The organism is Salipiger pentaromativorans (genome assembly GCF_024721115.1).
GTDB classification, from domain to species: domain Bacteria; phylum Pseudomonadota; class Alphaproteobacteria; order Rhodobacterales; family Rhodobacteraceae; genus Salipiger; species Salipiger pentaromativorans.
Window position 1 is genome coordinate 511,799 of sequence record NZ_JAMDHK010000002.1, and the last position, 11,558, is coordinate 523,356.

Genomic DNA, 11,558 nt, shown 5'->3' on the forward strand with positions numbered 1-11,558 from the left:
CCGGAAGATCCGACGCAGGCGGATCGCGCCCCGGACCGCCCGAGCGTCAGGAGAACATCGCGCGCAGATCGGCGGTCTGGCGTTCGCCCAGATGCGCGCCGTGATCGGTGAGGAACGATCCGGCGGCGCGGCGTCCCGCGGCCTTGAGCTGCGCGATGACCGAGGGCAGCGGCACCATCTTGGTCGCCACCGAAAGCTCGTTCATCAGCGTGTCGTCGGCGATCATATGCACGCGCAGACGCTTCATCGCGCCCTTCTTGATCGCGCCGCTTTCGATCAGCCGCTGCACGAATTCGATGGCCCGCAGGTCGCGCAGGAGCCCCGCGTTGAAGCTGATCTCATTGATCCGGTTCTGGATTTCCGGCGGCGTCACCGGCAGCGCCTCGCGCTCGAGCGGGTTGATATTGACGATCACCAGATCCTCGGGCAGCTCGGGCTTGTAGAGCGGGAACAGCGCCGGGTTGCCGGTATAGCCGCCGTCCCAGAACGCCTCGATCACACCGGTCTGCGGGTCCTCCAGCTCGACCGCCTGGAACAGCGTCGGCAGGCAGGCAGAGGCGAGGATCGCCTTGGGGCACAGCTTGTCCCCTTCAAAGACCCGCACCTTGCCGTCGCGCACCGAGGTCGCGCAGACAAAGAACTCGGGGCCCTCATGGGCGCAGATCGACCCGAAATCGAGCTTCTCCACAATCCGTTCCAGCGGGTTCTGGTAGAGCGGCCCCCAGATATAGGGCGAGAGCATGCGCCCCACCGCCTCGCCGGCAGTATAGGGCAGCGAATATTGCACTGTCCGGCTGACCAGCCCGGGATCCGGCAGCCAGGCATGCATCCAGTCCGGCACCGACATGTCGCGCAGCCCCGCCACCTCGTGCCAGAGCCAGTCCAGCGTCTCGCGCGCGCCGGCGCGCCCGCCGCGCACCAGCCCCGCCTTCAGCGCGGCGCCGTTCAGTGCCCCCGCCGAGGTGCCCGAGATCGCCGCGATCTCGATCTCTTCCTCTTCCAGAAGCCGGTCGAGGACTCCCCAGGTGAAGGCGCCATGCGCACCGCCACCTTGCAGCGCGATCGTAATCCGCAACGTCATCTCTTACCCCTAACAGATTGAACCAGCGCGGGAATCGCGCCTCATCCCTGTTCCCATTTCTCGAGCAATGCGGTCACCGGAATACCGTTGATCGTCATCCCCTCGAGATTGGCGTCGGTGATCGCCAGCCCCGTCAGGTTGGCGTTGCTGATCTCGGCCCCCTGAAACGAGACATTGGCGAACCGTCCCTCGGCGAGCGTGACATTCTCCACCAGGACGCCCGCCATGTTCACATCGTTGAACCGAGCGCCCGCGAGCACGGATTCCGAAAAATCCGCGCCCTTCAGGCTCACGCGGCTGAAGCGCGACCCGCAGAGATACATATTGTCGATCTCGAGCCGGTCGCGCCCCGCCTCGGCCTCGCCGCTCAAAGCGCCGTCCAGCCGCCGTCCACGCTGATCGTGGTGCCGGTGATCTGCGCTGCCGCGTCGGAACACAGGAACACCGCCGTGCCGCCGATCTGTTCGACGGTGGCGAATTCCTTGGAGGGCTGGCGTTGCAGGATCACCTGTTCGACCACCTCTTCCTCGGTCATGTTGTATTCCTTGGCGGTGTCGGGGATCTGCGCCTCGACCAGCGGGGTCAGCACATAGCCCGGGCAGATCGCGTTGCAGGTGATCTGCTCTTTCGCCGTCTCCAGCGCCACCACCTTGGTCATGCCCACCACGCCGTGCTTGGCCGAGACATAGGCGGATTTGTAGGGCGAGGCGGTCAGCCCGTGCGCCGAGGCGATGTTCACCACCCGGCCCCAGCCGGCCTGGCGCATCAGCGGCAGTGCGGCGGCGGTGCAATGGAAGGCCGAGTTCATGTTGATCGCGATGATGCGGTCCCAGGTCTCGACCGGGAATTCGTCGATCGGCGCCACGTGCTGGATGCCGGCGTTGTTCACCAGGATGTCGCAGGCGCCCGCCTGTTCGATCAGCGCGCGGCATTCGTCGCCCTTGGACATATCGGCCTTGATATAGCGGACATCGACGCCGAATTCGCGGCCCATATCCTCGGCCAGCTTGTGATCCTCGTCGCGGTCGGTGAACGAGTTCAGGACGACCGCGGCCCCGGCCCGCGCCAGTTCGCGCGCGACGCCCAGACCGATGCCGGAATTCGACCCGGTGACGATGGCGGTTTTGCCTTTGAGCGACATGGTGGAAAACTCCTCAATGATTTGCGGGCAGCATACCATGCTGCACCTGCAAGATAAGGGGGCTTTTGACGCGCGGGTTCCCGCCTCCGCGTTCACGGTTTCGGGATTGGACCCGCGGCACCGACCCGCTTACACGGCGCAGGGCCGGTACGGGTCCGGGCACCGGCCCCCCGGCCACCAGCGGCACAGCAAAGATGGCGTGAAACCCAAAAAAAACGCCGGCACGAGGCCGGCGTTCAGTCATTGAGGCAGGTTTCATACAGGCAAGAAACCTATCGAGCAGTGCCCTCTTTATACGCGCTTCTCCGCCGGAGTCCAAGCTAAAAGTTTGAAAAGACGTAAAAGCCCCGGTACGCTCCGGACCCAAGAAAACAAGGGCAGATTGGGATTGTTTCGAAAATGATGGCTGATTTTTTCCGCCGCCGCACGCTCGGCACGGCGCTTTTGACGCTGGGACTCGGCCTTTCGGGATTCGCCTGGGCCGAGCCGCAGCATGGCATAGCTATGTATGGCGCCCCTGCCCTGCCCCCAGATTTTGATCACCTGCCCTATGCCAACCCCGATGCCCCCAAGGGCGGGCGCATCGTCACCGGCGAGGTGGGCAGCTTCGACAGCCTCAATCCGCATATCCTCAAGGGCTCGGTGCCCTGGCAGCTTCGCTTCCTGGCCTATGAAAGCCTCATGGGCCGGAGCTGGGACGAACCCTTTACCCTTTACGGTCTGCTGGCCGAATCCATCGAGACCGGCCCGAATCGCGAGTGGGTTGAGTTTACCTTGCGGGAAGACGCGCGATTCTCCGATGGCAGCCCCGTCACCGTCGAGGACGTCATGTGGAGCTACGAGACCCTCGGCACCGAGGGTCACCCGCGCTATCGCGGCTCGTGGGAGAAGATCGAGAGCATGGAGCAGACCGGGCCGCGCTCGCTCCGCTTCACCTTCAATGTCGAGGACCGGGAGCTGGCGCTGCTCATCGGGATGCGCCCGATCCTCAAGAAAGCGCAATGGGAGGGCAAGGATTTCGCCTCCAGCGGGCTGGATGTGGTGCCGATCACCACCGCCCCTTATGTGATCGACGCGTTCGAGGCGGGCCGCTACGTCTCGCTCAAGCGCAACCCCGATTACTGGGGCAAGGATCTGCCCTTCATGAAAGGCCAGGCCAATCTCGACGAGATCCGCATGGAGTTCTTCGGCGACGGCACCGTGCAGTTCGAGGCGTTCAAGGCGGGCGCGCTGAATTCGATCCGCGAGAACAACGCCGAGAAATGGGAAACGCAGTATGATTTCCCTGCCGTGCAGCGCGGCGATGTGGTGAAATCCGAGATTGCCCATGGCCGCCCCACCGGTATGACCGGTTTCGTCATGAACACCCGCCACGGCGCCTTTGCCGACTGGCGCGTGCGCGACGCCATGCTGCACGCCTTCAACTTCGAATATATCAACGAGACGATGACCGGCTCGAAGCAGTCGCGCATCGCCTCCTATTTCTCGAATTCCGAACTGGGCATGCAGGCGGGCCCCGCCACCGGCCGCGTGCGCGCGCTGCTCGAGCCCTTCGCCGACACGCTGCTGCCCGGCGCGCTCGACGGCTATGCGCTGCCCGAGGGCGACGGCAGCGCGCGCAACCGCGCCAATCTCCGCGCCGCCATGGCGCTTATGGAGGAGGCCGGCTGGACGGTGCAGGACGGCACCATGCGCAACGCCGAGGGCCGGCCTTTTACGTTCGAGATCGTGCTGAGCCAGGGCGCGGGCGAGGAACAGTCGATCATCGACATCTTCACACAGGCGCTGACACGCATGGGGATCGCGCCGCAGGTGACCGTGATCGACCCGGCGCAATATAACGAGCGCATCAACGGCTTCGATTTCGACATGACCTTCTTCCGGCGCGGTCTGTCGCTCAGCCCCGGCAACGAGCAACGGCTCTATTGGGGCAGCGCGGCGGCGGATCAGCAGGGGTCGCGCAACCTGATGGGGATGAAATCGCCCGCCGCCGATGCGATGATCGACGTGCTGCTGAACGCCGAGAGCCGCGAGGATTTCCTCGCCGCCGCGCGCGCGCTCGACCGCATCCTGACCACCGGGCGTTACGTGATCCCGATCTATCAGTGGAACGTCTCGCGCATCGCCCATGTGAAAGAACTGCACTACCCCGCGCATGTGCCTGTCTATGGCGACTGGATCGATTGGCAGCCGAACGCGTGGTGGTGGGAAGAGAACTGATCCCTTAAGATAACAGCAACCAAAAAACGAGCATACACGATGAAACAGGTGATTCTTCTGGCGGCGCTGGCCGCGGGTCTGGCGGGCTGCGGCACGGTCGATGGCATCGGTCAGGATGTGTCGGCGGCCTCGCGCACGGTACAGAGCTGGTTCTGACCCCGCTCTCCGACCTTTTGGCACGTTACGCAGCCGCGCCGCCGCGCTATCCTGTAGCACACGAGCGGAGAAGAGAGCGGCGGCATGACGGAACCTGCACATATCCTGTCCGAATCCGGTCCGAACCGGGCACTGGTGGTCGATGATCACCCGCTGTTTTGCGATGCGCTGACCCTGACGCTGCAATCCATCGCCGATTTCGACGAGATCGCCACCGCCGGCACGCTGGAACGGGCGCTCGAGATCGCGGCGCAGGAAGGCGCGCCCGGGCTGATCATCCTCGACCTGAACCTGCCCGATGTGAACGGGCTCGACGGGCTGGTGCGGCTGCGCACCGCGGCCCCCAGGGCGGCGATCCTCATCGCCTCCTCGATGGCCGACAACCGGATGATCTCGCACGCGCTCAAGGCCGGGGCGAACGGTTTTGTGCCGAAACATTCGCAGCGCGCAGTGTTCAACCGCGCCCTGGAAACGGTCGCGCGGGGCGAAGCCTTTGTGCCCGACGGCTATATCGACCCGCACGCGCCGGGCAACGATCCCGGACCCGACGACGCGCTGGCGCGGCTGTCCTCGCTCACCAACCAGCAGGCGCGCATCCTGTCGCTGATCTGCGAAGGCAAGCTCAACAAGCAGATCGCCTACGATCTCTCGATCGCCGAGACCACGGTCAAGGCACATGTCACCGCGATCATGCGCAAGCTGGGGGTGCACAGCCGCACCCAGGCCGTGCTGATTGCACAGGAGGCGCGTTTCGCCCGGGTCTTGCCAAGCGAGGGCGCCGCGCCGTAATCTGCCGGGCACGTCGGCAAAAAGGACGATGTATTGGACGGAGCACAGACTGGCTCCGCAGGGGAGGAGACATATCGGGCCGGTGCCCTGCGTGTCGCGCAGGTCTGCTGCGGCGCCCCGGACCCGATCACCGCGATCTCGGAGCAGCTTGGCTCCGGGCCTTTTGCGCTTGTGTGTCTCTTCGCATCGCCGCAGGCGGATTTCACCGCGCTGAACGTGTCCGCCATCGGCGCCTTCGGCGGGGCCGAGGTCTTTGCCTGCACCACCGCCGGCGAAATCGGCCGCCAGGGCTATGAAGAGGGCCAGATCATCGCGGTGGGCTTTCCTGCGGCGCTGTTCTCGGTCGATGCCTTCGCCATCGACGATCTGGATTCGCTCGACGACCGCACGATGATCGACAAGATCATCCAACGCCGGATGGCGCTGAACATCGCCGCCCCCGACAAGGGCGCAGAATTCGCCTTTCTTCTGGTCGACGGGCTGTCCTTGCAGGAAGAGAACGTCGCCTCGATCCTGGCCTCGGGCATGGGGCCGATGCCGCTTTTCGGCGGCTCCACCGGCGACGGGGTCGATTTCGCCACCACCTGGCTGTCGCATAACGGCGTCGTGCGGCGCAACGCGGCGCTGCTGGCGCTGGTGCGCTCGCGCTGCCCGGTCAAGGTGTTCAGCCTCGACCACCTGCTGCCCACCGGCACCCGCATGGTGGTGACCCGCGCCGACCCCGACCGCCGCATCGTGCAGGAGATCAACGCCGAGCCCGCCGCCGCCGAATACGCAAGGCTACTTGGCAAGGATCCCAACCAGCTCGACACCTTCACCTTTGCCGCGCATCCGGTGGTGGTGCGGCTGGGCGACAGCCACCATGTGCGCTCGATCCAGAAGGTGGACGAGGACGGCAGCCTCGTCTTCTTCTCGGCCATCGACGAGGGCATGGTGCTGACCCTCGCCGAACATCAGGACATGGCCCGGCATCTCGACGAGGGGCTGGCCGCGCTGTCCTCCGAGCGGGGCGCGGCGCAGATCCTGGGCTGCGACTGCCTGCTGCGCCGGGTCGAGGCCGGGCAGTTCCAGCAGACCCGGGCGATTTCGGACATCCTGTCGAAACACAATGTGGTGGGGTTCAACACCTATGGCGAGCAGTTCGGCGCGCTGCATGTGAACCAGACCCTGACCGGGGTCGCCTTCTACCCACCCGACGAGGAGGAGGCGCCGGAATGTCGCTGATCAACCCGGCGGATTCGCTCGAACGGCAGAACGAGAAGCTCCAGCGCATCGCCGAGGCGCTGATGAACCATGTGGAGCACGGCCATTCGCAATCGGGCGAGGCCTATGCCCAGTTCGAACGCGCCGCGCTGCTGGAGAAACGGGTGCGCGAACGGACCCTGGAGCTCGAGCGCACGCTGAACCTGCTGCACGAGTCCAATGCCCAGCTCGCCCGCGCCAATGACGAGACCGAGGCCGCACGGCGCAACCTCGCGGATGCCATCGAAACCGTTTCCGAGGGCTTTGCACTGTTCGATGGCACCGACATCCTGGTGATGTGCAACTCGCGCTTCTGCCGCGATTTCCGCGACACGGTGCGCGATCTGCGCCCCGGCCTGCCGTTTGCGGGCTATGTGGACCGGGTGAGCCGCTCGCGTTACCTGTCGCTGCCCGAGGGCATCAGCGCCGGGGCCTGGGCCGAGGACCGGATGCGCAAGCACACCGACCGGCGGGTGCTGTTCAACGTGCGCCACGGTCAGGACCGCTGGCTGCAGGTCTCCGAGCATCGCACCGCCAATGGCGGCACCGTGGTTCTGCAGACCGATGTGACCGACATCATCCGGCTGGAGCGGCAGGAGCGGCTGAAGCTCAAGGACAAGCAGACGCGGATGATCCGGGCCACGCTCGATCATCTCGATCAGGGGGTCTGCATCTTCGACGAGAACGCCCGGCTGGTGGCCTGGAACGAGAAGATCGGCACGCTGCTCAACCTCACCGCGCGGCGGCTGCATCTGGGCGCCTCCTTTTCCGGGCTGCTCGAGCGGCTGGAGCAGGAGCTGACCTTTACCTATAACAGCGACCGCGACTGTTTCCGCCGCTGGGCCGCGACGGACGGCCATCGCGGCCCGATCAGCTTTGAGCTGACGCGCGACGGCAATGTCGTCCTGCAGGTCTTCGGACGCGGCATGCCCGATGGCGGATTCCTGTTCTCTTGCACCGATGTCACCGCCGAGCGCGAGGCGGCGCGGCGGCTGACCGAGGTCAACGAGATGCTGGAACAGCGGGTGATGGAGCGCACGCTGGAGCTGGAGGACGCGCTGTCGGCGGCGGAGCGGGCCAATGCCTCGAAATCGCGCTTTGTCGCGGCAGCCAGCCACGATCTGCTGCAACCGCTCTCGGCGGCGAAGCTCTTTGTCTCGTCGCTCGCCGACCGCTGCGCCAATGCCGCCGACCGGGCGGTTCTGGACAAGACGGAATCGGCGCTGACCTCGGCGGAGCACCTGATCGACGCGCTGCTCGACATCTCGAAGCTGGAGTCGGACGGGCTGAAATTCGACATCCGGCCGGTGGCACTGCGCGAGATCTTTCAGCCGCTGCGCGACGAGATGGAGGTTCTGGCGGCGCGCAAGGGGCTGCGGCTGCGGATGATCGACAGCGCGCTGACGGTCGAGACCGATCCGGGCTATCTGCGCCGGGTGGTGCAGAACCTCGTGGCCAACGCGATCCGCTACACCGAGCGCGGGCGCGTGGTGGTGGGCGTGCGGCGGCGCGGCGGCACCGCGCGGATCGAGGTCTGGGACAGCGGACCCGGCATCGCCGAAGAGGACCAGTCGGCGATCTTCGAGGAATTCCGGCGGCTCGACACCCGCGCGTCGAGCAATGACGGGCTGGGGCTGGGGCTGGCCATCGTGGAGCGCGCCTGCGCGCGGCTGGGCCATCCGCTGGGGCTCTGGTCCGAGCCCGGGCGCGGATCGTGTTTCATGGTGAGCCTGCCGGTGGTGGGCGCGACCGCGCCGGCGCGGCCGGCGGCCTCGGGCCCGGCACGGCCGGTGGGGCTGGCGCAGGCCGGGCTAATCGTGCTGCTGGTGGAGAACGAGCCGCAGCTTCGGCGGGCGATCACGGTGCTGATGGAAAGCTGGGGGGTCAGCGTGATCGAGGCGGAAGACGCGGAAAGCGCGTTGCTGCTGCTGGAGGATCTGGAGCTGACGCCGGACGCGCTGCTGCTGGATTATCAGCTTGGTCCGGGGCTGACCGGGACCGGGCTGTTCCGCGAGATCACCGCGCGGCTGGGCCGCCTGCCCTGCGCCATCGTCTCGGCGGACCGCTCTGCCGCGCTGCGCGAGGACTGCGCGACGCTGGAGATCGAGCTGCTGATGAAACCGGTGGACCGGCACCGGCTGGGCCGGTTCTTCGACGCGGTGGCGCGCGGGGTGCTGGCGGCGGAGTGAGCCGCCGCCGGTCCGCCCTGCCCCGCCCTCTCAGCGCGCCTTAAAGAGCGAGCCCAGGATGCCGCGGACGATGCGTTTGCCGGTGGTGCCGGACAGTTCCTTGAGCACCGCCTGCCCCAGCGCCTCGCCGATGGAATTGGGGGCCGAATAGCGGGTGCTGCTGCGCTTGGTGGCGGGTTTGCGCGGCGGCGTGGCGCGCGGGGTCGGATCGTAGCGACGGGCGCGATTGTATTCGCGGATCATCTCGGAAGCGTCCTCGGTCTCTTGCGAGCCCTCCTCCGCCTTGCGCTCGGCCTCTTCGGCGGCTTTCGCCGCCGCCTCGGCCCGGGCCATCAGGATCTCGTAGGCGGATTTGCGGTCGAGCGTCTCGTCGTATTTGCCCGCAAGCGCAGAGCCGGCCATCACCGCCGCCCGCTCCGTGGCCGTAATCGGCCCGAGCTGCGAGGACGGCGGCCGGATGAGCGTCCGCTGCACGATGCCCGGCACGCCCTTCTTTTGCAGCATCGAGGTCACCGCCTCGCCCGTGCCGACCTCGCGGATCGCCTCTTCGGTGTCGAAGGCGGGGTTCGGGCGATAGGTCTCGGCGGCCATGCGCAGCGCCTTCTTGTCGCGCGCGGTGAAGGCGCGCAGCGCATGCTGCACGCGGTTGCCGAGCTGGCCGAGGATGTCCTCGGGAATGTCGTCGGGGTTCTGGGTGATGAAATACACCCCCACCCCCTTGGACCGGATGAGCCGCGCCACCTGCTCGACCTTGTCGACCAGCGCCCGGGGCGCGTCGTCGAAAAGCAGATGCGCCTCGTCGAAGAAGAAGACCAGCTTGGGTTTGTCCGGATCGCCGACCTCGGGCAGTTCCTCGAAAAGCTCGGAGAGCAGCCAGAGCAGGAAGGTCGCGTAAAGGCGTGGCGAGGCCATGAGCGCGTCGGCGGCAAGGATATTGACCTGCCCGCGCCCCTCCGCATCGACGCGCATCAGATCGGCCAGATCCAGCGCCGGCTCGCCGAACAGCTTGGTTCCGCCCTGGTTTTCCAGCACCAGAAGCCGCCGCTGGATCGCACCCACCGAGGCGGTGGAGATATTGCCGTAGCGCAGGCTCAGCTCCTTGGCGTTTTCGCCCACCCAGACCAGCAGCGCCTGAAGATCCTTGAGATCGAGCAGCGGCAGCCCCTGTTCGTCGCTCAGACGAAAGGCGATGTTGAGAATGCCCTCCTGCGCCTCGCTCAGCTCCAGCAGACGCGCCAGCAGCAAGGGTCCCATCTCAGCCACGGTGGTGCGTACCGGGTGGCCCTGCGCGCCGAAGAGATCCCAGAACACCGCCGGAAAGCCCTGATAGGCGAAATCGTCAAAGCCGATCTTGCCGTTGCGCTCCATGAAGGCGCCATGCAGCTTGCCCGTCTCGGCGCCCGGTCGCGCGAGCCCCGACAGATCGCCCTTCACATCGGACAGGAACACCGGCACGCCGGCGTTGGAAAAACCTTCGGCCAGGATCTGTAGCGTCACCGTCTTGCCCGTGCCGGTGGCGCCGGCCACCAGCCCGTGCCGGTTTGCATATTTTAGCGCCAGATACTGCTTTTCCCCATAGGCATCGCCGCCACCGCCTATAAAAACGCCGTTTTCCATGCCTCACCTCCACAAGCGCGCGCCGCGGAGCATACATTCTTAACCATTTGATGCCAGTATCCATTTTGTCCGAAGCAACATGTCCTCTCCTGCTTCGGGCAGACTTCCTCCCTGTCAGACTGGCCGCGCCCTTCGGGTGCGGCCTTTTTCTGCAAAAAGTGATCGCGGAAGCGTGAGAAACCCTGTTGACCGTTGCAAAAGAGTTTCGTAGCGTTCGGCCAATGACAAAGCCGGCCGGTCCGGCAGGGAGCAAGGGGGAAGGGACCGTTCGGTCCCTTTTCTCTTTTTCGCCCCCCCTCTCGCGGCTTTTCGCCACTGTGTCCAGGCAAGGTTTTTCTGGCCTGACACCGCCGCGGCACCGTGATAATCGGGCGGGGACCAAGACCAGAGCTTAGGGGAGTTTCCATGACCAGACCGCTTTCCGTCCTGTGGGCATTGCCGATGCTGGCAAGCCTTGCCGCCGCACCCGCGCTGGCCCAGGACGCAGGCCAGACCACCGCAGACACCGAAGAAAGCGCCCCCGCAGGCGGCAGCAACATCGGTGGCGGTCTGACGCTGGGTGAGCCCGAAACCACGACAGAGGCCGCACCGCAGCAGCAGCAGCCCGAAACCTACATCAAGGCCACCCATGGCGACTGGCAGTTGCAGTGCCTCAAGGTGCCCGCCGGTACGGATGCCGAAGACCCCTGCCAGATGTACCAGCTTCTCAAGGACGGCAACGGCGGCAATGTCGCCGAGGTCAGCGTCTTCCGGCTGGAGAATGGCGGCCAGGTCGCGGCAGGCGGCACTTTTGTCGTGCCGCTCGAGACCCTGCTGACGCAAAAGCTCAGCATCTCGGTCGATGGCGGCCAGGCCAAGCGCTATGATTTCTCCTTCTGCACCCCGGTGGGCTGCTATGCGCGCGTCGGCTTCACCGGCGACGACATCGCCCGGTTCCGCGCCGGCAATACCGCCAAGGTGACCATCGTGCCGGCGCTCGCACCCGACCAGAAGGTCGAGCTGGAGATGTCGCTGTCGGGCTTCACCGCCGCCTATGAGGAAAGCTCGGCACTGCGCCAGTAAGCGCTGTATCCGGGATACCGACCGGGGCCGCGAGGGGATGACCTTCGCGGCCCTTTCTTAT

At 65.9% G+C, this 11,558-nt stretch carries 10 protein-coding genes; 6 read left to right on the forward strand and 4 right to left on the reverse strand.

The window, feature by feature from the left end:
- Positions 1-46: 46 nt before the first annotated feature.
- The 3 genes from M4578_RS05605 to M4578_RS05615 are packed head-to-tail and all read right to left on the reverse strand — an operon-like array spanning position 47 to position 2,222.
- The gene (locus tag M4578_RS05605) at positions 47-1,081 is read right to left on the reverse strand and encodes a patatin-like phospholipase family protein (protein ID WP_258092454.1); all 1,035 of its coding nucleotides are present in this window, start codon (positions 1,079-1,081) and stop codon (positions 47-49) included.
- Positions 1,082-1,122: 41 nt separating this feature from the next.
- Positions 1,123-1,452, reverse strand: a complete 330-nt coding sequence (locus M4578_RS05610) for a pentapeptide repeat-containing protein (RefSeq protein ID WP_258092455.1) — start codon at positions 1,450-1,452, stop codon at positions 1,123-1,125.
- Positions 1,449-2,222 carry a 3-hydroxybutyrate dehydrogenase gene (locus tag M4578_RS05615; RefSeq protein ID WP_258092456.1) on the reverse strand — a complete coding sequence of 258 codons (774 nt, stop codon included), beginning with the start codon at positions 2,220-2,222 and terminating at the stop codon, positions 1,449-1,451. Before M4578_RS05615 ends, M4578_RS05610 begins: the two co-directional genes overlap by 4 nt.
- Positions 2,223-2,621: 399 nt before the next feature.
- Between M4578_RS05615 and M4578_RS05620 the strand changes: the two genes are divergently transcribed.
- From M4578_RS05620 to M4578_RS05640, 5 genes are all read left to right on the forward strand, one after another.
- Positions 2,622-4,442, forward strand: a complete 1,821-nt coding sequence (locus M4578_RS05620; RefSeq protein WP_258092457.1) for an extracellular solute-binding protein — start codon at positions 2,622-2,624, stop codon at positions 4,440-4,442.
- A 39-nt stretch (positions 4,443-4,481) separates the two neighbouring features.
- Positions 4,482-4,598: an entericidin EcnA/B family protein gene (locus M4578_RS05625; protein ID WP_258092458.1), complete on the forward strand. Its 117-nt coding sequence runs from the start codon at positions 4,482-4,484 to the stop codon at positions 4,596-4,598.
- Positions 4,599-4,682: 84 nt separating this feature from the next.
- Positions 4,683-5,387, forward strand: a complete 705-nt coding sequence (locus M4578_RS05630) for a response regulator (protein WP_258092459.1) — start codon at positions 4,683-4,685, stop codon at positions 5,385-5,387.
- A gap of 33 nt (positions 5,388-5,420) precedes the next feature.
- Positions 5,421-6,611 carry an FIST N-terminal domain-containing protein gene (locus M4578_RS05635; protein ID WP_258092460.1) on the forward strand — a complete coding sequence of 397 codons (1,191 nt, stop codon included), beginning with the start codon at positions 5,421-5,423 and terminating at the stop codon, positions 6,609-6,611.
- Complete coding sequence (locus tag M4578_RS05640) at positions 6,602-8,818, forward strand: hybrid sensor histidine kinase/response regulator (protein WP_258092461.1); 2,217 nt, start codon at positions 6,602-6,604, stop codon at positions 8,816-8,818. The genes M4578_RS05635 and M4578_RS05640 overlap by 10 nt, the downstream gene beginning before the upstream one ends.
- A 30-nt stretch (positions 8,819-8,848) precedes the next feature.
- Here the strand turns inward: M4578_RS05640 and M4578_RS05645 are convergent, their stop codons facing one another.
- Complete coding sequence (locus M4578_RS05645) at positions 8,849-10,435, reverse strand: DUF853 domain-containing protein (RefSeq protein ID WP_258092462.1); 1,587 nt, start codon at positions 10,433-10,435, stop codon at positions 8,849-8,851.
- Between the two features lie 405 nt (positions 10,436-10,840).
- Here M4578_RS05645 and M4578_RS05650 point away from each other — a divergent pair, with 405 nt between their 5' ends.
- Positions 10,841-11,497 carry an invasion associated locus B family protein gene (locus M4578_RS05650; RefSeq protein ID WP_258092463.1) on the forward strand — a complete coding sequence of 219 codons (657 nt, stop codon included), beginning with the start codon at positions 10,841-10,843 and terminating at the stop codon, positions 11,495-11,497.
- Positions 11,498-11,558: the final 61 nt, after the last annotated feature.

What these genes read in the sequence shown, in the direction of transcription:
- M4578_RS05605 (WP_258092454.1), bottom strand. Translation starts at nt 1,081, where the DNA reads ATGACGTTGCGGATTACGATCGCGCTGCAAGGTGGCGGTGCGCATGGC.
- M4578_RS05615 (WP_258092456.1), bottom strand. Translation starts at nt 2,222, where the DNA reads ATGTCGCTCAAAGGCAAAACCGCCATCGTCACCGGGTCGAATTCCGGC.
- M4578_RS05620 (WP_258092457.1), top strand. Translation starts at nt 2,622, where the DNA reads ATGATGGCTGATTTTTTCCGCCGCCGCACGCTCGGCACGGCGCTTTTG.
- M4578_RS05625 (WP_258092458.1), top strand. Translation starts at nt 4,482, where the DNA reads ATGAAACAGGTGATTCTTCTGGCGGCGCTGGCCGCGGGTCTGGCGGGC.
- M4578_RS05630 (WP_258092459.1), top strand. Translation starts at nt 4,683, where the DNA reads ATGACGGAACCTGCACATATCCTGTCCGAATCCGGTCCGAACCGGGCA.
- M4578_RS05640 (WP_258092461.1), top strand. Translation starts at nt 6,602, where the DNA reads ATGTCGCTGATCAACCCGGCGGATTCGCTCGAACGGCAGAACGAGAAG.
- M4578_RS05645 (WP_258092462.1), bottom strand. Translation starts at nt 10,435, where the DNA reads ATGGAAAACGGCGTTTTTATAGGCGGTGGCGGCGATGCCTATGGGGAA.
- M4578_RS05650 (WP_258092463.1), top strand. Translation starts at nt 10,841, where the DNA reads ATGACCAGACCGCTTTCCGTCCTGTGGGCATTGCCGATGCTGGCAAGC.